The following is an 18,336-nucleotide window of genomic DNA, read 5'->3' as shown; positions in this document are numbered from 1 at the left end:
TCGGCCCGGTTCACGCCGCGACCGGCGCCGTGCGGTGCTCGCGGCGCAGCGGCATGGGGCCGCGATAGGCCAGCCGCCACAGCCACTCCAGCGGCCCCATGGTGAAGCGGGCCATCCACCAGCGCGACCACAGGACCTGCAGCAGCCAGATCACGGCCACGGCGCCGGCCAGGAACGGCCGGTCGACCTTGCCGTACAGCGCCGGACCACGACCACCGTACAGCAGCGCCGTCATCAGGATCGACTGGGTCAGGTAGTTGGTGAAGGCCATCTGGCCCACCGGCGCCAGCACCGCCGGGATCGCCTTCCAGAGTCGGGCGCGCGCGGCCATCACCATCAGGCCCACATAGCTCAGGCTGACCACGGGGGCCGTGGCGCTCTGCAGCCAGCGGGCCAGGGCGCGAGCCGGCCAGGGATGGCTGGGCAGCAGCATGTAGGTCGTCTCGGCCATGGCGACGATGGCCAGGGCCCCCAGGCCGGCGGCGATCAGCCCTTGATACACCCCCGTCGAGGCCTTGCCGCTCAGGACGCCCAGCTTGTAGAGGCCCATGCCGATCAGCATCAGCGACAGCACCAGCAGCGGCCAGGCCGGAGGCCACTGGGTGAAGGAGCCGAACACATAGTCCCAATAGTCCTTGGCGTTCTGGACGAAAGACTGGGCGAAGCTTCCGGCGTACTGGGCGCTGTCGGCATGGACCTGGGCTAGGAACTTGGCCATGGCGGCCGGCGGCGGGTCGCCGCCGCCCTCGGCCGCATGCTTGAACAGGTTCCAGGCGCCCCAGGCCGAGAGCGCCAGGTGCAGGCCGATCCCCGCCCGCAGCAGGCGCTTGGCCGACCACGAGCGGGCCCACAACGCCAGAAGTCCGACGATCGCATAGGTGTTGAGCACGTCGCCCTGCCAGATCACCAGCCCGTGGAAGAGGCCGATAGCCAACAAGCTGACCAGGCGCAGGATCAGGATCCTCCGGCGCTCACCGGCGTCCGACCCCGCCCCGCCCTCGCCGCCCACCAGCAGGATCGAGGCGCCGAACAGCATGGCGAACATCGAATAGAACTTCTGCTGGAAGAAGACCTGGGTGACCCACCAGACGGCCACCGAGGCCGGGGCCATGCCGAGCGGCCACAGGGTCAGGCTGGTGGCCACCGCGTGGGGCTCGGCCGAGATCGGGATGTTGCACAGGAGGATGCCCAGCACCGCCAGGCCCCGCAGGGAGTCCAGCAGAACGATACGATCCTTGACCATCCATGCCCCCGAAAACGCCAAATCTACGCCGCCGGGACGATCCTGGACCGTCCCCGCGCGAACGACAACCCTGGGTTAGGCAGGCCGGATCGGGAACAGGCCACGCGCCTGCCCCCGCCGCCTGACGTCAGCTCGCCGTCGCCAGGCCTCTCAGAGCCGCATTGGCGATCGTCAGCTTGGCGAAGGTCCAGCCGCCGCCGGCCTGCTCGATGTCCTCGACCGTCCGCTTGGCGGCCCGGACGGTTTCGGCGCGCAGGGCGCCCCACGAGCTGACCGCCGCCTTGGCCGAGGCCTCGTCGTCGCCGGCCTGGGCGTTGGCGGCGAACTTCAGCACCGCCTGGGTGATCGCCGTCTGCTCGGCGAGCATGTCCTCGATCAGCCGGCGCACGGCCAGGCGCTCGAAGGCGTCGCCGCCGACGAACGAACCGGCCGCCGAGCGGAGGCGGTCAAAGCCGAAGGCCGCGCCGACCTGGTGGTAGAGGCGGGCCACGTTCTGCACCGGCCAGCTGGAGGCGTTGCCCAGGTCGACCAGGTCGGCCGCCGTGGTCATGGGCTGCAGCGCGGCGACCGCCTGGGCCAAGGCCTCAGGCGCGCCGTCGGCCACATAAGCCTTGGCCCGCTTGGCGGCCGCCTTCTGCTCGAACGGCGAGAGGATCGTGGTCCCCAGGGCCGACAGCGCCTTGACCGACGGGCCATAGGCCTCGACCAGCGCCTTGACCGTCGACTTGTCCTTGAACGCCCGCCGCGCCAGCCAGAAGGTCAGGCTGCGCAGGGCGTAGGCCAGGGCCTTGTACAGGGCCAGCTGACCGCCGGCCGAGGCCTTGCCGTCCAGGGCCGAGACCTGGTCCCACAGGGCGTCGACGCCGAGGATCTCCCGGGCCGCAGCGAAGGCGATGACCAGGGCCGTGGTGTCGCAGGCTGCGGCGGCGCGCAGGCGGCTCGGGAACGTCGGGCCGCACATGTTGATCATCTGGTTGTCGAGCACCGTGGCGATGATCTCGCGCCTCAGACGATGCTGCTGCATGGCGTCGCCGTATTGGCTAAGGGCCGGCGGGAAGTAGCCCTTCAGCGTCGCCTCGAACCAGGGGTCGTCCGGCGCCTGGGAGGCGACGATGTCGTCGAAGAGGTCAATCTTGCCATAGGCCAGCAGCACGGCCATTTCCGGCCGGGTCAGGCCCTTGCCGGCCTGGGCGCGGTCGGTCAGCGCCGCCGCCTCCGGCAGGCCCTCGACCTTGCGGTCCAACCGCCCCTTGGCCTCCAGCTCGGCCATGAACCGGGCATGGGACTCGACCTCCGAGACCCCGTCGCTCTCCATCAGCGACAGGGCCAGGGTCTGGTCGTAGTTGTCGGCCAGCACGTGGCCGGCCACGTCGTCGGTCATGGTCGGCAGCAGCCGGTTGCGGGCGTTGCGGTCCAACTTGCCGCCGCGCTCCAGGATCCCGGTCAGGATCTTGATATTGACCTCGTGGTCGGAGCTGTCGACGCCGGCCGAGTTGTCGATGGCGTCGGTGTTCAGGCGGCCGCCCAGTTGCGCGAACTCGATGCGCCCCGCCTGGGTCAGGCCCAGGTTGGCGCCCTCGCCCACGACCTTGACCCGCAGGTCGGCGCCGTTGACGCGGATGGCGTCGTTGGCCTTGTCGCCGGCCTCGGCCTGGCTTTCGCTCCTGGCCTTCACATAGGTGCCGATGCCGCCGAGATAGAGCAGCTCGGCCTTCGACTTGAGGATCGCGGTCAGCAGCTCGGCCGGGGTGACCGTCTCGGTCTTGATCTCGAACAGGGCCCGCGCCTCCGGCGACAGCGCGATGGTTTTCAGCGACCGGGCGAAGACCCCGCCGCCCTTGGAGATCAGGCTCTTGTCGTAGTCGTCCCAGGACGAGCGCGGCAGCTTGAACATCCGGTCGCGCTCGGCCCACGACTTGGCCGGATCCGGATCGGGATCCAGGAAGATGTGGCGATGGTCGAAGGCGGCCAGCAGGCGGGTCTGCTTGGACAGCAGCATGCCGTTGCCGAACACGTCGCCGCTCATGTCGCCGACCCCGACGGCGGTGAACGGCTCGGTCTGGATGTCCTTGCCCAGCTCGCGGAAGTGACGCTTGACCGCTTCCCAGGCGCCGCGGGCGGTGATGCCCATCACCTTGTGGTCGTAGCCGACCGAGCCGCCCGAGGCGAAGGCGTCGCCCAGCCAGAAGCCGTAGTCCTCCGCCACGCCATTGGCGATGTCGGAGAAGGTGGCCGTGCCCTTGTCGGCCGCGACGACCAGGTAGGGATCCTCGCCGTCGTGGACGACCACCCCGGCCGGCGGCACGATCCGGTTGTCGGCGTCGATGTTGTCGGTGATGTCCAGCAGGCCCGACAGGAAGGTCTTGTAGGCGCGGATCGCCTCGGCCTGGATGGCGTCGCGGTCGCCGCCGCGCGGCAGGTTCTTCGGATAGAAACCGCCCTTGGAGCCGACCGGCACGATGACCGCGTTCTTGACCTGCTGGGCCTTGACCAGGCCCAGGACCTCGGTGCGGAAGTCGTCGCGGCGATCAGACCAGCGCAGCCCGCCCCGGGCGACGGGCCCGAAGCGCAGGTGCACGCCCTCGACATGCGGGGCCGAGACGTAGATCTCGCGATAGGGCTTGGGGGCCGGCAGGTCCTCCAGCTCGCGCGAGGCGATCTTGTAGCTGATGTAGGGCTTGGGCTCGCCGTCGGGGCCGAGCTGGAAGAAGTTGGTCCGCTGGATGGCGCCGATCAGGGCGGCGATGCGGCGCAGGACCCGGTCGGCGTCCAGGCTCTCGACCGCCTGCAGGGCCTCGTTGATGCTGGCCTCCACCGCCTTGGCCTGCTCGCGGCGGGCGGCGAGGTCGGCGTGCACGGCCGGGTCGAACTTGATGCGAAACAGGTCGAGGATCAGGCGAGTGACGCCCGGGTTGTCCGAGAGGGCCTGCTCCTGCACGCCCTGGCTGGGATCCAGGCCCGTCTGCTGGCGATAGCGGGCCAGGGCGCGGACCAGGGCGGCCTCGCGCCAGCCGACGCCCAGTTCCAGCACCAGCCGATTGAAGCCGTCGCTCTCGGCGCGGCCCGTCCAGATGGCGACGAAGGCGGCCTCGAAGGCGGTCTTGACGTCGTCGAACGACAGGTGCTCGCCGCGCTCGTCGCGCAAGGTGAACTCGTGGACCCAGACCTTGGCGTGGGTGTCGCCGGCCGGCGTCAGCTTGAACCCGTCCTCGATCAGCGCCTTCAGGCCCATGTGCTCGAGGATCGGCAACACGTCGGCGAGGGGCGCGGCGGCGCCGGGGCGATAGAGCTTGAAGCGGAAGGTCAGCTTGTCGTCGTCGGCCAGGCGGAAGGCCCGGACCCGCACCGCCTCGTCGGCGTCCAGGTCGTCGACCACGGCCAGGTCGGCCAGGGCCTCGGCCGCGTCGTACTGGTCGCGATAGCCGGGCGGAAAGGCGTTCTGCCAGCGGGCCAGGGTCTCCACGACCCGCCCGGGCGCGCCGCCGTCGCGCACGGCGGCCTCGAAGCGGTCGTCCCAGGTGCGGGCGGTCTCGGCCACGGCGGCTTCCAGCGTCGCCAGGTCCGGATCGCCGTGCTTGCCCGGCGTCACGCCCAGGACGTAGTGCACGCGGGCCAGGGGCGCGTCTGAAAAGCTGGGATAATAGGCGCTGACCCGGCCGTCGAAGGCCGCGGCCAGGATCTTGCCGGCCCGCTCGCGCACGCCGCTGTCGTAGCGCTCACGCGGCACGAACATCAACACCGAGACGAAGCGGTCGAACGGGTCCTTGCGGGCGAACAGCCGCACCCGAGGGCGGTCGTAGAGGTGCAGCACCCCCATGGCCATCGACAGCAGCTCGTCCTCGGAAATCTGGAACAGCTCGTCGCGCGGCCAGGTCTCCAGGATGTTGCGCAGGCGCTTGCCGCTGTGGCCCTCGGGATCCTTGCCGGCCTCCTTGAGCACGTGCTCGACCTTGCGGCGGATCACCGGCACCTCGTGGGCGGGCGTCTCATAGGCCTCGGCGGTGAACAGGCCCACGAACCGGACCTCGCCCGACGGCTTGCCGTCGGCGCCGTACCGGCGCACCCCCACATAGTCCATGTAGCCGCGGCGATGGACCTTGGAGCGCAGGTTGGACTTGGCCACCACCAGGGGGGCGCCCAGCAGCAGGTGGTCGCGGACCTGGGGCGACAGGATCGCCGGCTCGCTGCCCCGCCGCAGCACCGTCAGGGTCTGGTCGCGCAGCACGCCCAGGCTGCCCTCGGGCTGGTACAGCGGCTCCTCGGCCGCGTAGCCGCCCTCGGCCGTGCGGGGATAGTCGTAGACCCGCGCCCCCAGGAACACGAAGCGATCGCCCTCCAGCCAGTCGAGGAAGGCTAGGCCCTCGTCGCGCTCGCCTTCGGGGATCGGGGCCGTCGAAGCGCGCAGCTCTTCGATCGAGCGGCGGATCAGGGCCTTCATGGCGTCGAAGTCGTCGACCGCCAGCTGGACGTCGGCCAGGGCCTCGCGAACGGCCTCGACCAGGGCGGCCTCGCGGTCCTCGCCCACCGGGGCCAGATAGACCTGGATCATCGACCGCCGGCCGGCGGGCGTGTCGATCACCGGGTGGAACATGGCTCGAACCGAAAAGCCGTGCTCGGCGACGGCGCCCATGATGCTGTCGACCAGGAACGGGCGGTCGGGCTGGACGATTTCCAGCAGGTCGCTCTTCAGGTCGGTCCCGTCGGCCCGCCGCGCGGGGCGCACGCGGATGGACAGCGGATCCGTCGCCGTCTCGCCGAAGGTCCAGAACTCCGTCAGGGCGTGGGCGACGTCGGCCGGATCGAAGCCCGGCAGCTCCTCGGCCGACCAGTCCTCCTGGACCTGAGCGGCGAACCGGGTCTGCGCCTCGGTCAGCGCCTCCTGCCCCAGCGCCGCGCCGAAGACCCGGATCAAGCCTTCCGGCTGAGCGGCGGTCGCCTTGGGGTCAAGTTTTTCACCGACCATGGGATTTCCTCGCGAATTTTTGGCGACAACCTAGCCCTTTCGGGCCCGGTTTCAACCGTAGCTCGGGAAAAGCACAGAATATCTTACCGAAGGATCTCCCACCGGCCGCGGACGCGGAAGCGCCGCCGGTTGGGGGGAACCGGCGGCGCGGGCCCGCCGGGGGGGAGGCGGGCGAGTCCGCATTGGACGCTCCAGAAAATCGGTCTGCGTCGCGCGGGGTCGGCATGGGGGGCTGCCGACAGGACCTAGATAGGAAGGTCATTCGGGATGTTAAGCCCCCTTGGTCGACTTCTGTCGCGAAGTCGGCGCCGCGCCGATTTTTTTCTCCGGCGGGGCCTTGGCCGGCCCGCCCGGCGGTTTGCGGTCCAGGCCCGAGCCGCTGGGATCGCCGTCCTCCGACAGCAGGATGGCGATCCAGCGCGTCCCGTCGAACTGGGCCATGATCAGCATCAGGGCCACGGTCAGCGGGGTGGACAGGAACATGCCGGTCACGCCCCACAGCGCGCCCCACACCGCCAGCGACAGCAGCACGACCGTCGGGTCGATGTTCAGGCTTTCGCCCTGCATGCGCGGATAGATGACGTTGCCGACCACGAAGAAGATCCCCTGCAGCGCCAGGAACAGGATCGCGGCCGGCACGAAGCTGTCGGGGAACTGCACCAGGGCGAACAGCGGCGGCAGGATGCAGCCCACGGCCCCGCCGATGATCGGGATGTAGGCGGCCACGAAGATCAGGAAGGCCCAGAACAGGGCGTTGTCCAGGCGCAGCAGCATCATCACCACCCAGGCGGCCGCGGCGATCATCAGGCCGGTGACCGTCTGGATCCATAGGTACTGCTCGACCCCGTTGCGGATGCGCTGGAACAGCTGGACCGCCCCGTCGCGCTCGGCATGATGCGGGTAGAGCGCGACGATCTTGCGACTGAACCCCCGCCGCGAGGCGATGATGAAGCCCAGATAGATCAGCACCAGGATGGCGTTGGAAGCGAAGTTCTGCAGGCTCTGCGCGGCCGCCCCGGCGTATTTGCTGGGATTGAGCTGGTTGATCAGGTCGCCGATCGTCGGCGCGACCTTGATCCCGACCAGCGAGGCGACCTTGGCGATCACCTCGTTCAGGCGGGGCGCGTAGTCGCGGATCTGGCCGACGAAGCTGGCGCCGTTGGCGGTGACCACCCAGACCGCGGCCGCGAACATGGCGATCGACAGGAAGATGGCGGCCGGCAGGGCCAGGTTCCTGGGGAACCTTGGGAGGCGCTCGACCAGCACGCGCGCGAAACTGTCGATCATCACCGCCAGGAACACCGCCATGGCCAGGGGCGTGAGGATGCCGCGCATCCAGTACAGCGTCGCGCCGCCCGCGATGACCGCCAGGAACACCAGGGCGTTGCGGCCGGTGATCGACGCAGGAATGGACATCGGCGGGATCTCTTTCTCGAACGGCCTGTAAAAGACTGGCGCCACATTGCGCGAGGCGATTGGCGCGACGCAAGGCCGGGTCTAGGCTTAAGCTCTCAAGGCAAAAGGACGTTGCGTATGACCCTGACGATCGGCGACGGCGAAATCCTTATCGGACTGGCCCAAGAAGGCGCGGCGGCCGGACCGGTGACCCAGCGTCTCGATCGATCCAACCGTCACGGCGTGGTGGCGGGCGCGACGGGAACGGGCAAGACGGTCACCCTGCAGGTCATGGCCCAGGCCTTCTCCGACGCCGGCGTGCCGGTGTTCGCCGCCGACGTGAAGGGCGACCTCTCGGGCGTCGGCGCGATCGGGGTCCCCAACGACAAGATGCTGGCTCGCGCCGCGTCCATGGGGCTGACCCTGACGCCGTCCGCCCCGCCTGTGGTGTTCTGGGACCTGTTCGGCCAGAAGGGCCACCCGATTCGCACCACCATCTCCGAGATGGGCCCGCTGCTGCTGTCGCGACTGCTCGAACTGAATGACGTGCAGGAAGGCGTGCTGACCGTGGTCTTCCACGTCGCCGACCAGGACGGCCTGCTGCTGCTGGATCTGAAGGACCTGCAGGCGGCGCTGAAATATGTCGCCGACCACGCCGCCGAGATCGGCACCCAGTACGGCAACGTCTCGCCGGCCACGGTGGGCGCGATCCAGCGCAAGCTGCTGACCCTGCAGAGCCAGGGGGCCGAGAACTTCTTCGGCGAGCCGGCCCTGAAGCTGGCCGACCTGATGCGCACCGACGTGGCCGGCCGCGGCTATGTCAACCTGCTGGCGGCCGACAAGCTGATCCAGTCGCCCAAGCTCTATTCGACCTTCCTGCTCTGGCTGCTGTCGGAGCTGTTCGAGGAACTGCCCGAGGTCGGCGATCCCGAAAAGCCCAAGCTGGTGTTCTTCTTCGACGAGGCGCATCTGCTGTTCAACGATGCGGAAAAGCCGCTGCTGGAAAAGATCGAGCAGGTCGTCCGGCTGATCCGCTCCAAGGGCGTGGGCATCTATTTCGTCACCCAGAATCCGGCCGACATTCCCGACGCGGTGCTGGGCCAGTTGGGCGCGCGGGTGCAGCACGCCCTGCGGGCTTACACCCCGGCCGATCAGAAGGGGCTGAAGGCCGCCGCCCAGTCGTTCCGGGTCAATCCGGCCTTCGACACCGCCGAGACGATTCAGGCCCTGGGGGTCGGCGAGGCGCTGATCTCGACCTTGGACGCCAAGGGCGCGCCCTGCGTCGTGCAGAAGACGCTGATCCGGCCGCCAGCCTCGCGCCTGGGGCCCCTGACACCCGAGGAGCGCGCGGCGCTGATCGCCAAGAGCCCGGTCGCCGGCCTCTACGACACTACGCTGGACCGCGCCTCGGCTTACGAGACCCTGCAAGGACGCGCCGCCCAGGCCCAGCAGCAGGCGGACACCGCCGCCGCCCAGGCCGAAGCCGAGCGCCAGCGGGCCGCCGCCGAGAAAGTGCGGGAACGCGAGGAGGCGCGCGAGTCTCGCACCGCGCCGCGTCCGCGCGCCTCCAGCCGCCAATCGATGGGCGAGGCCTTCGCCACCTCGTTACTGCGCACGATCGCCAATCAGGCCGGACGCGAGATCATGCGCGGCCTGATGGGGGGGATGAGTCGGAGACGCTAGATCAAAGGTCAAGCTTGAAGCGGGTCGGTCGCCGCTCGGGCGGCGCCTGGCAAATCAGGACCCACTTGGCCAGCGCCAGACCCGCTTTCAGCGAAAATTGCGCGATTTGACACATTTTTCCGCTGCCTATGCGTGTGTATGCCTTGCACCGGAGCTATTCTGGGACTCTTATCCGTAGGCGTACACGGCTCGGCGAGGCGGAGACCCTCGATCAAGGCCGGGCGCGGGAGGAAACGCATGAAGTTCGGCCCCTCGAACGTTCAAACGCACGCCGCTCCGTTTCTGGCGGCGGCTCGGCGGCCTCAGCCTCGGTACAAGATCCGATGGCCCCTGATCGTCTGCGCCGCCTTCAGCTTGGCGGTGTGGGCCGCACTGATCTTCGGCGTCATTGTCCTGATCCGCTGATTGAACCGACGTCGAGCGTCTTAGGTCTTCCCCACGCGGAGCGGCTTGAGACCCAATTCCAGGATCAGGCGCGTTTCCGCCTGCGCGCCTTCTCGTCCGCCACCACGGAAGGCGGACTTGCCGCGGCATTGCTCGCCAGGGTCCAGGCGGACAGGGTGTCGACCGCAGCCGGCCGGCCGATGGCGTAGCCCTGCAGTTCGGCGCAGTCCTCCCCCCGCAGGAAGTCGATCTGTTCCTGGGTTTCCACCCCCTCGGCCACGCACGGGATGTCCAGGCTGCGGCCCAGGCCCAGCACGGCGCGAACGATCACCGTCGCGCGGTCGTGACGATGGATGTTCTCCACGAAGCTCTTGTCGATCTTGATCTTGTCGAACGGGAACGACTGCAGGGTCGACAGCGACGAGAACCCAGTGCCGAAGTCGTCCATGGCGATGCGCACGCCCAGGGCCTTGAGCCGGCGCAGATTGTCGAGCGCCCGCTGATAGTCCTTGAACAGGGCGCTCTCGGTGACCTCGAGCTCCAATCGCTTGGGGGACAAGCCGGTCTGAACCAGGACTTCATGCACGAGGATGGGCAGGTTCGGCTGGTTCAGCTGCAGCGGCGACAGGTTCACCGCGATGCGCAGCGGGCGCTCCCAACTGGCCGCGTCCGCGCAAGCCCGGCGCAGGACCCATTCGCCCAATTGAGCGATCAGGCCGTTCTCCTCGGCGACGGGGATGAACTCCAGCGGCGGGACCATGCCCCGGGTCGGATGGTTCCAGCGCACCAGGGCTTCGAAACCGCAGACTTCGCCGTCGGCGGCCCTGGCCAACGGCTGGTAATGGACCACCAGCGCCTCATCGAGGATCGCCTGGCGCAGCTCGCGGGCCAAGGTTCGGCGTTCGCGGATCGTCTCGTCCATTTCCCGCTTGAAGAAACGATAGGCGCCGCGGCCGCCTTCCTTGGCGCGATACAGCGCCATGTCGGCGTTGGCCAGCAGCGCCTCGGCCGTGCGGCCGTCGTGCGGGAACAGCGAGACGCCCAGGCTAGCGCCCATGGCCAGCTCCCGGCCTTCATGGACGGCCGGCGCCGACAGGGCCTCCAGCAGCCTGCCGGCCAGTTCGGCGGCCGCCGCGGGCTGGTCGCCAGCGGCCACCTGGACGACGATGAACTCGTCGCCGCCGAGGCGAGCGGCGAAGGATGGGGCCGTCAGGCTGTCCTGCAGCCGGCGCGCGGCCTCGACCAGCAGGGCGTCGCCGGCCAAGTGGCCGTGCAGGTCGTTGGCTTCCTTGAAATGGTCCAGGTCGATGCAGATCAGCGACAGGCTCTCGCCCGACGCCTCGACGCGGTCCAGGGCCGCGGCCAGGCGGGTCTGCAGCGAATTGCGGTTGGGCAGGCCGGTCAGGCCGTCGTGCTCGGCCAGGTAGCGGATCTTTTCCTCGGCCGAGCGACGCTCGCGCAGGTCTCGCACCGCCAGCACGGTCAGGCCCGAGGTTTCGCGTCGGGCGCCGTCGTCCATCAGGCGCGAGAACACTTCGACCGGAATGGCGCGACCGCCGTCGGCGGGTTGCAGCAAGCCCTCGCGCCGCTCGCCCTCGCGGATCGATGCGGTGCTGTCCAGGGTCAGCAGATCCGACAGCGGCGCGCGCAGCAGGGCGTCCAGCTCCAGGCCGACCAGTTGGCAGAACGCCGCGTTGGCGTCGTTGATGCGGCCGTCCTGGACGACGACGATGCCCTCATAGGCGGCGTTGGCCAGGCGGCGGATACGGTCCAGGGCCGAGCGGCTGGTGGAGGATTCGATGGCCACCGCGCCCAGGCCGCCCAGGATGATCATGCCGGTGATCGAGCTTACGGCCAGGGTCAGCACGCCGCCCGACAGCATCTGGTCGGGCACGTCGATCGACGGGTCGGGCACGATGGTGATCGCGCCCATGCCGATGAAGTGCAGGGCGCAGATCCCCAGCGTGAGGAGCAGTCCGCCGCCTAGCTGCCTGAGCAAGCTGCGCGCACGTCCCGCCAACTGCAGGGCGCCCGCCGCCCCGACGACGCCGGCCAGCACCGAGGCGGCGATCGTCGCCTGCTCCCACTGCACGAAGCCCTGGGTCACGAAGGCGGACATGCCGGTATAATGCATGGCGGCCACGCCCACGCCCAGGATCAGGCCGCCAGCAAGGTCATTGGTGCGCGAGCGCTGGGCCGAAGCCACCGCGAAACCGCCGGCCATGAACAGCACCGCGATCATCAGCGACAGCAAGGTGCCCGCGGGGCTGTAGCCGGTTTTCAGGCCGGGGCTGTAGGCGACCATGGCGATAAAGTGGGTGGCCCACACGCCCGACCCCGACACCAATCCGGTCAGCAGCAACCAGGCGGCCCGCACCACGCCCCTGGCCCCGCGCATCCGGGAATAGAGGCGAAAGGCCGTGAAGCACGCGGCAAAGCAGATCACGCCGGCGACCACCACCAGGCGCAGATCATGCTCCGTCGTCAGGCAGGTCAAAACCTTGAGCAAGCGCAGGTCCCCCGGGGCGTTACCGGCAACCTGTAGCGGACAAGATGCAAAAAAAGGGTTTCGGCTTGCGCTACGGGCCGCCGGCCTTGTCTGTCGTTATCGCGCCGAGCGTTTGGCGCCCTTGGTCGTCTCGATCTCGCTGCGCCAGAGCTCCACCCCCGAACCGGTCATGGCGGTCTGCAGCGCCGCGCGCTCCTCGCCTTCGAGACGCACGGCGGTCAGCACGCCCGTGGCGTAGGCCCCGGTGTCCAGGCCAATGCGACGGTGGTCGGACTGGATGTCGTCGGTCGGGGTGTGGCCGTGCACGATGATCTTCTCGAAGGCGCGGCTGTCGTCCAGGAAGGACTGCCGGATCCACATCATGTCGTGGCTGGACTGCTGGCCCAGCGGCACGCCAGGCCGCGCGCCGGCGTGCACGAAGAAATAATCGCCAACGCTGGCGCTGAGCTTCAGGTCACGCAGAAAGGCTCGGTGACGATCGCTGACGGCGGCGTTGAAGTCGGCCGAGGCGGCGGCCCAGGCGTCCTTGTCGGCGCGATCGGCCGGCGCCGTCACGCCGTACGACCGAAGCGCCTCGCGCCCGCCATAGTCGCACCAGGTCGGGCCGATGCCGGGATCCTCAAGAAAGGCCGCCATCCGGTCTTCGTGGTTGCCGCGCAGGAAGATGGTTTCCACAGGGCCGCCGTCAGCCAGACGGCACAGCAGCTCGATCACCCCCTGGGAGTCGGGGCCGCGGTCCACATAGTCGCCAAGGAAGATCAGCACCTTGCGCGTCTGGGCGCTGCGGGCGAAATCTTCGAGGACAGCGCTGAGCAGGGGGCGCAGAAGATCGAGCCGTCCGTGGACGTCGCCGACCGTCCACACCAGCGTGTCCGGCGGCACGCTGGCGATCGGGCCGGCGTTCGACGATTTGCGACGCGCTAACCAGTTACCGATCATCCCCTATCCAATTCGTCATGACCCCATCGAGACGCGCTCGCCCCGACAGCGACCAGGCGCATGACGGGGCGGGACGTTGGTGCGGAGCAAGGGTAACGATCCAAAATTAAAATGTTGAAAACTCAGAAATAACGCTCGCCGATCCGAATGGTGTCGCCGGGCGCGACCTTGGTCAGGGGCGTCAGAGGATAGGACTGCTCGGCCGGATCCTCGGCGCGCTTGATGAAGACCGAGCGCTTGTTGGCGCGGTAGGTGAAGCCCTCGGCCGTGGCCACCGCGTTCAGGACGGTCAGATTGTTAGTGTAGGGATATTCGCCAGGCTTGTTCACCTCGCCCAGGATGTAGAAGGGGCGATAGTTCAGGACCTCGGCGCTGACGCGCGGCTCCTTGATATAGCCTTTGCGAAGCTCGTTGCTGATCTCTTGCTGGAATTGCGAGATCGTCAGACCGGCCGCCTGCACCTCGCCGATCAAGGGCAGCGAGACCTTGCCGCCGCCGCCGACCAGAAACTCACCGGTGAGCGCTTCCTCGCCGAAAACATTGACCCGCACCTTGTCGGCCACGCCCAGCCGATATTCCGGCACCGTCCGGACGGTGGCGTCCGGGCTGGCGGCGGCCGAAACCGTCGCCGCTGGGGCCGCGGGTGTCTGGGCGCAAGCGACGCCTCCGAAGGCCACAACAAGGCTCATGGCGCAGAGACGCAAGAAGTGCCGCATTATCGAAATCCTTTTTCCGACCGTCGAAACCATAGCGGTGTGGCGATAGCTTGTTCAAAAGCAGACAGGCCCGACTTTAGCAAGGGGCTGGGCTGCACGGCCGCGTCCGCAATATGAATTGCTCGCCGTCGCCAGCCCGCGATCATAATAGAGTAGCAATATTGCGCGACGCAGATGCCGACGCAACGACCGACGAAGAGGCCCGGGATGGCGTGGATGACGCGCAGGACATTGAAAACGGCCGCCATCGCCGGTCTGGCGATTGCGGCTGCGGGCGGCGCGGCGGTCACCACCGCAGGGTTGATGTGGCCCAACACGATCAGCCCCGACCTCGCCCCCGTCCACGAGATGCGCGCGGACCAGGCGCTCCTGGCGCAATACCCGCAGACCATCAAGGCCGACTGGGAAAGTCAGGCGGCGCTGGCGCAGGCGCCGGCCGCGGCGAACGCCTGGTTGCGGCGCGCCTATGTGCGGCAGCTTGGAACCCGGACGCTGGACGCCCAGGCCCTCGACTATATCGACAAATCCTACCGGGCCGCGCCGTTCGGTCCGGACGTCACGCGCTGGCGCCTGCGTTTCATTTTCGAACACTGGTCCGAAATGACGCCGGCCTTGAGAACGCGGGCGGTGGATGAAATGAGGAATTTCGCCCGTTATCACAGTGGCGGCCCCGATATTGTCCGCGCCATCCACAATCCAGCCGGGCGATGGGCGGCTGCTTTGGTCGAGCGCTCAGGTCACAACGAGGCGCTGAGAGATCATGGCATGCTCGCAAAAGCGGCAGAATAGTCGATTGTTCTTCATATTCTCTACTTGCGCATGGATGTTGCGCTCGTTTTGAAGTTATAGTAAACGCCCAGGTCGTGATTTTACACGTTTTGCGGCAGTCGGGCTTACAACTATCGAGAGGGGATTGGCGCCACCTTTGCTGGTGGGCCGACGAGCCGCGAACTGAGCTTCGCGGCTAGGGGGACTTTGGAATGAACAGAAACACATTCGTGGCCATCGCGATGCGTGCGATGGCGGCCACCGCGGCGATGGGCTTCGCAGTCTCGCCGCTTATTGCTGTCGCCCAAGCGCCGACGCCGGATCCCGGCCCGCTGGCGTCGGCCCTGGCGATCGCGGCGCTGGCCGCCGAAGCCAGTGCTCAGTCGAAGTCGCTACCGGCCGATGCGACCCAGGCCGTCATCGTGACCGCCCTGGAGCAGACCATCGCCACCAGCGGCGTCGAGCCGCTCACGGCGGTGAGCGCGTTGCAGCTTACCTTGACCAACATGCAGGCCGCGGGAACCCTGACCCCCGCGATCGCCGCCGCCATCGCCGAGGTGCTGGCCAAGGTTCAGGCGGCCATCAAGGTGCAGGAAGGCCCCGGCGCGATCGGCCCTACCGGCGGTCCGCCGATCTCGGCTCCGGGCGGCACGGGCGGCGGCGGCGGTTCGGACTACCGCGCGGCCTAACGGCCGACAAAAAACTGATCGAGGGTGCAATAGTGACTGACCGGAACGAGGGACTTGGCCGCATGCGGGCGACTGACATCAAGATGAACGCCGCCAAGGCCTGTTTCATTCTCGCCGTCGCGGCGAGCGCCTGTCCGACGACCTCGTTCGGCCAGGCGCTCGATTCGGCCCAGGCTCGCACCCCTGATCTGTTCGCGCGGGACCGCAGCGTCGCGGTCCTGGAACGGCCGCACCCTGAGTATGAAGCGCTTGGCACCTCGATTGGCGCATTCGCGGTGTTTCCACGCCTTCAGCTCGACAACGAAAACAGCGACAACGTCTTCGCCGTCGAGAACGGGCCGGTCAGCGACTGGGCGTTCCACGCCCGGCCGTCGGCGACCCTCAATTCCAACTGGTCGCGGCATCAGTTGACCGCTTACGTCCGCGGCGACTTCATTCGCAACGAGAAGTACCACACCGAAAACGCCAACAACTGGAGCATCGGCGGCACCGGCCGCATTGATGTGCTGCGCGAGTTCAACATCGCAGCGGGCGCGGACTACATCAAGGCGATCGAGCCGCGCACCTCGTCGAACACGGCGGTTTCGGCTCGCGAGCCCATTAGGTATGATCAGGCTCAGGCGTATGCGTCGGCCACCCGGATCGTGGGGCGCACCAAGCTGATGACCCGCGCCGACATCCAGTCCTACGACTACAAGGACGGTTTCGACCTGAACGGCGTCGTCATCGATCAGGACGCGCGCGACCGCGTCAACACCAGCCTGCAGGGCCGCGTGGACTACGCCGTCAGCCCGGCCACCGCGCTCTTCGTCGCGGCCACGGGCAACAAGCGCAACTACGATACCAGCACCGTCGCCACGCCATCGCGGGACTCCAAGGGCTATGAGCTGCTCACCGGCGTCAACTTCGAGCTGGGCGCGGTCGTCCGCGGCGAAGTGGCGGTCGGCTACATCAGCCAATCGTTCGACAACGCCGTGTACGGCGACATTCACGGCTTTGGCTCGCGCACCCAGGTCGAGTGGTTCCCGACCGAACTCACCACCGTAACGGCCACCGCGTCGCGCGGCATCGAAGACGCCGGCGTCGCCGGCGCGGGCGGTTTTCTGTCCACCGACTTTGGCCTGAGCGTCGATCATGAACTGCTGCGCAATGTTATCCTGAGCGCCAGCGTCAAGCACGCGAACGACGAGTACAACGGCATTGACCGCGAAGATAACCGCACCCAATTCGGGCTCGGCGGAAACTATCTGGTCAATCGCAATATCGGCCTTGCCGTGCGCTACTACCGCACCAAGCAATCCTCCGATGGAGCCGCCAGCGGTCCCAGCTACACGGTCAACCGGGTTGTCCTTTCGCTGACGACTCAGCTCTAACGAACTGGCCATGCCCCCCCGGCAAGCGCGGCGTCGCCACCGGCGCCTTGTGATTCCGCGCGCGCCCGCCTCGGCGGAGACACGGTGGCGGCGGCTGACCCTGGCCGTGACGCCTGGCGCGCTCTACCTGACCCATCTTGGGGCGGGCGCGAACCAGACGGCGATGGCCCAGGGCTTCTCCTTGGCGTTGGCGTTGGCGCTGTGCGTCGTGCTGACGCGGCCACGCGTCCGGGATGAACTGGCCGAACTCGGATTCGTCTGGCCTGTGCTGGGGCTGTTCGCGACCGTTTTGGCCGTCGCCTTGTTGACGCTCTACCTGCCGGCCTCGCCGGCTTCCGCGCCTGTTTGGCGGTTGGCGGACCTGCCGGGGGTCCTGTCGATCAATCGGTCGGCGACCTGGCTTGAGATCGTCAAGCTCTGCGGCCTGGCCTGCATCTTCGGCGTGGGCTGTGTTCATGGAGCGCGCGGTGAGCGGGCCCGCACGACCATCGAATGGATCACGCTACTAGGCGGAGTCTACGCCGCATTGTCGATCGCCTTCTTCCTGGCGGGCCTTCAGGTCCGCGGGCGCCTGTCGGGGGGCTTTCTGAGCGCCAACAGCGGCGCCACGGTCTTTGGCGTGCTGGCGGTCATCTCCACCGCGTTTCTCGTTCGGCAGTTGCGAAGGACAGCCCGGCTGGATCAAGGCGACCGGCTGCGCAAGCTCGCCACGCCGGCCGGAAGCCTCCTCTTCATCGCCATCTGCCTGGTCCTGACCGCCTCTCGCATGGGCATGGCCGCCACTGGCGCGTCGATTCTGATCTTCTTGGCCTGGGACCTCGCCTCCCAGCGCAAGGTCCGCATAACCGTTCGTCCACGCGACATCCTTCTGGCCGCGGCGGCGCTGGCGATCGTCGCTGGCGCGTCGATCCCCATGTGGACGCGGGTGGACGAGCTGAATTCCGACGCCACGATCCGCGGCCTGATCTTCTCGACCCACTGGCGCGCGTTCCTGGTCTCGCCAATCTTCGGACACGGGCTTGGATCGTTCAACGACGTCAACGGCCAGGCTCTGACGACGGAGAACTATTCGGTTCTGTGGTCGATCCGGGCCGCTCACAACGTCTACATTCAATGGCTGGAGGAAGCCGGTGTCGCCGGGTCCTTGCCCATGTTCGCCCTAGTGGCCGCGATCACGCTGATCTCCGCCCTGCACGTTCCGAAGATGCGCTCCGGTAAGACGCTGGCCCGGGGCCTGGTGGCCTCCAGCGCGGTGATCCTGCTTCACGGAATTACCGACTACGCACTGGAAGTCCCGTCCATCGCGGCGTCCTGGGCCTTTCTGCTGGGCCTGCAGTTCGCCTTCACCCAATGGCGAAGCTAGTTCCGCAGCTAAGGCTTAACCATTTGCTGGCAGGGTTGATTTCGGAATCTAGCACCTGATGGACGCTGCTTGGCGGACCTTGACGCGAATAACGTCCAGCCCCTGCAAAGCTTGGCCAAAGTCTTGAGCTTGAAAATTCAACCAAGGTCCGCCCAGCGCGCCGCAAGCGCGCCGGGTGTCTTGAGGCGCCAAAAAATGATCGAGACCAAAAGGACGCTCAAAAAACCACACGATACGCTTGTGCATGGGGCGAGGTTTCGGACATGTAGATCCGGGATCGCCGTCTAGGGCGTGCTGGTCTCACGAGGCTT

13 protein-coding genes are annotated in these 18,336 nt (G+C 67.7%); 6 read left to right on the top strand and 7 right to left on the bottom strand.

What is annotated here, in order from left to right:
* Positions 1 to 10 precede the first annotated feature (10 nt).
* From ASD47_RS24175 to ASD47_RS24165, 3 genes are all read right to left on the bottom strand, one after another.
* The gene (locus ASD47_RS24175) at positions 11 to 1,243 is read right to left on the bottom strand and encodes a DUF418 domain-containing protein (RefSeq protein WP_056762254.1); all 1,233 of its coding nucleotides are present in this window, start codon (positions 1,241 to 1,243) and stop codon (positions 11 to 13) included.
* Positions 1,244 to 1,370: 127 nt separating this feature from the next.
* Entirely contained in the window at positions 1,371 to 6,206 is a 4,836-nt protein-coding gene (locus ASD47_RS24170) for an NAD-glutamate dehydrogenase (RefSeq protein ID WP_056762252.1), read from the bottom strand.
* 270 nt (positions 6,207 to 6,476) lie between these two features.
* The gene (locus ASD47_RS24165; RefSeq protein WP_056762250.1) at positions 6,477 to 7,622 is read right to left on the bottom strand and encodes an AI-2E family transporter; all 1,146 of its coding nucleotides are present in this window, start codon (positions 7,620 to 7,622) and stop codon (positions 6,477 to 6,479) included.
* Between the two features lie 117 nt (positions 7,623 to 7,739).
* Between ASD47_RS24165 and ASD47_RS24160 the strand changes: the two genes are divergently transcribed.
* The gene (locus tag ASD47_RS24160) at positions 7,740 to 9,284 is read left to right on the top strand and encodes a helicase HerA-like domain-containing protein (RefSeq protein WP_156402407.1); all 1,545 of its coding nucleotides are present in this window, start codon (positions 7,740 to 7,742) and stop codon (positions 9,282 to 9,284) included.
* Between the two features lie 237 nt (positions 9,285 to 9,521).
* Positions 9,522 to 9,689, top strand: a complete 168-nt coding sequence (locus tag ASD47_RS26890) for a hypothetical protein (RefSeq protein ID WP_156402406.1) — start codon at positions 9,522 to 9,524, stop codon at positions 9,687 to 9,689.
* A 64-nt stretch (positions 9,690 to 9,753) separates the two neighbouring features.
* Here ASD47_RS26890 and ASD47_RS24155 read toward each other — a convergent pair whose 3' ends face one another.
* From ASD47_RS24155 to ASD47_RS24145, 3 genes are all read right to left on the bottom strand, one after another.
* Entirely contained in the window at positions 9,754 to 12,183 is a 2,430-nt protein-coding gene (locus tag ASD47_RS24155; RefSeq protein WP_156402405.1) for an EAL domain-containing protein, read from the bottom strand.
* Positions 12,184 to 12,273: 90 nt separating this feature from the next.
* The gene (locus ASD47_RS24150) at positions 12,274 to 13,116 is read right to left on the bottom strand and encodes a metallophosphoesterase family protein (RefSeq protein WP_164468876.1); all 843 of its coding nucleotides are present in this window, start codon (positions 13,114 to 13,116) and stop codon (positions 12,274 to 12,276) included.
* 122 nt (positions 13,117 to 13,238) lie between these two features.
* Entirely contained in the window at positions 13,239 to 13,832 is a 594-nt protein-coding gene (locus ASD47_RS24145) for a polysaccharide biosynthesis/export family protein (RefSeq protein WP_056762245.1), read from the bottom strand.
* A gap of 207 nt (positions 13,833 to 14,039) precedes the next feature.
* Between ASD47_RS24145 and ASD47_RS24140 the strand changes: the two genes are divergently transcribed.
* The 4 genes from ASD47_RS24140 (at position 14,040) to ASD47_RS24125 (ending at position 18,025) form a co-directional block, all read left to right on the top strand.
* Entirely contained in the window at positions 14,040 to 14,621 is a 582-nt protein-coding gene (locus ASD47_RS24140) for a hypothetical protein (RefSeq protein WP_056762243.1), read from the top strand.
* 191 nt (positions 14,622 to 14,812) lie between these two features.
* Complete coding sequence (locus ASD47_RS24135) at positions 14,813 to 15,289, top strand: hypothetical protein (protein ID WP_156402404.1); 477 nt, start codon at positions 14,813 to 14,815, stop codon at positions 15,287 to 15,289.
* 83 nt (positions 15,290 to 15,372) lie between these two features.
* Positions 15,373 to 16,662 (top strand): outer membrane beta-barrel protein, encoded by a 1,290-nt coding sequence (locus ASD47_RS24130; RefSeq protein WP_056762385.1) that lies wholly within the window; start codon positions 15,373 to 15,375, stop codon positions 16,660 to 16,662.
* A 10-nt stretch (positions 16,663 to 16,672) separates the two neighbouring features.
* The gene (locus tag ASD47_RS24125) at positions 16,673 to 18,025 is read left to right on the top strand and encodes an O-antigen ligase (protein ID WP_156402403.1); all 1,353 of its coding nucleotides are present in this window, start codon (positions 16,673 to 16,675) and stop codon (positions 18,023 to 18,025) included.
* A gap of 48 nt (positions 18,026 to 18,073) precedes the next feature.
* On the opposite strand, the gene ASD47_RS26885 is transcribed toward ASD47_RS24125, so the two are convergent.
* A complete protein-coding gene (locus ASD47_RS26885; protein WP_156402402.1) occupies positions 18,074 to 18,271 on the bottom strand; it encodes a hypothetical protein in 198 nt (65 codons plus the stop codon).
* Positions 18,272 to 18,336 lie beyond the last annotated feature (65 nt).

The sequence above is a fragment of the Caulobacter sp. Root1472 genome (assembly GCF_001426985.1).
Classification (GTDB): domain Bacteria; phylum Pseudomonadota; class Alphaproteobacteria; order Caulobacterales; family Caulobacteraceae; genus Caulobacter; species Caulobacter rhizosphaerae.
The sequence above is the reverse complement of the archived record's forward strand: the minus strand, read 5'-3'. Positions and strand labels throughout refer to the sequence as shown.

What these genes read in the sequence shown, in the direction of transcription:
- ASD47_RS24175 (WP_056762254.1), bottom strand. Translation starts at nt 1,243, where the DNA reads ATGGTCAAGGATCGTATCGTTCTGCTGGACTCCCTGCGGGGCCTGGCG.
- ASD47_RS24170 (WP_056762252.1), bottom strand. Translation starts at nt 6,206, where the DNA reads ATGGTCGGTGAAAAACTTGACCCCAAGGCGACCGCCGCTCAGCCGGAA.
- ASD47_RS24165 (WP_056762250.1), bottom strand. Translation starts at nt 7,622, where the DNA reads ATGTCCATTCCTGCGTCGATCACCGGCCGCAACGCCCTGGTGTTCCTG.
- ASD47_RS24160 (WP_156402407.1), top strand. Translation starts at nt 7,740, where the DNA reads ATGACCCTGACGATCGGCGACGGCGAAATCCTTATCGGACTGGCCCAA.
- ASD47_RS26890 (WP_156402406.1), top strand. Translation starts at nt 9,522, where the DNA reads ATGAAGTTCGGCCCCTCGAACGTTCAAACGCACGCCGCTCCGTTTCTG.
- ASD47_RS24150 (WP_164468876.1), bottom strand. Translation starts at nt 13,116, where the DNA reads ATGATCGGTAACTGGTTAGCGCGTCGCAAATCGTCGAACGCCGGCCCG.
- ASD47_RS24145 (WP_056762245.1), bottom strand. Translation starts at nt 13,832, where the DNA reads ATGCGGCACTTCTTGCGTCTCTGCGCCATGAGCCTTGTTGTGGCCTTC.
- ASD47_RS24140 (WP_056762243.1), top strand. Translation starts at nt 14,040, where the DNA reads ATGGCGTGGATGACGCGCAGGACATTGAAAACGGCCGCCATCGCCGGT.
- ASD47_RS24135 (WP_156402404.1), top strand. Translation starts at nt 14,813, where the DNA reads ATGAACAGAAACACATTCGTGGCCATCGCGATGCGTGCGATGGCGGCC.
- ASD47_RS24130 (WP_056762385.1), top strand. Translation starts at nt 15,373, where the DNA reads ATGAACGCCGCCAAGGCCTGTTTCATTCTCGCCGTCGCGGCGAGCGCC.
- ASD47_RS24125 (WP_156402403.1), top strand. Translation starts at nt 16,673, where the DNA reads ATGCCCCCCCGGCAAGCGCGGCGTCGCCACCGGCGCCTTGTGATTCCG.
- ASD47_RS26885 (WP_156402402.1), bottom strand. Translation starts at nt 18,271, where the DNA reads ATGCACAAGCGTATCGTGTGGTTTTTTGAGCGTCCTTTTGGTCTCGAT.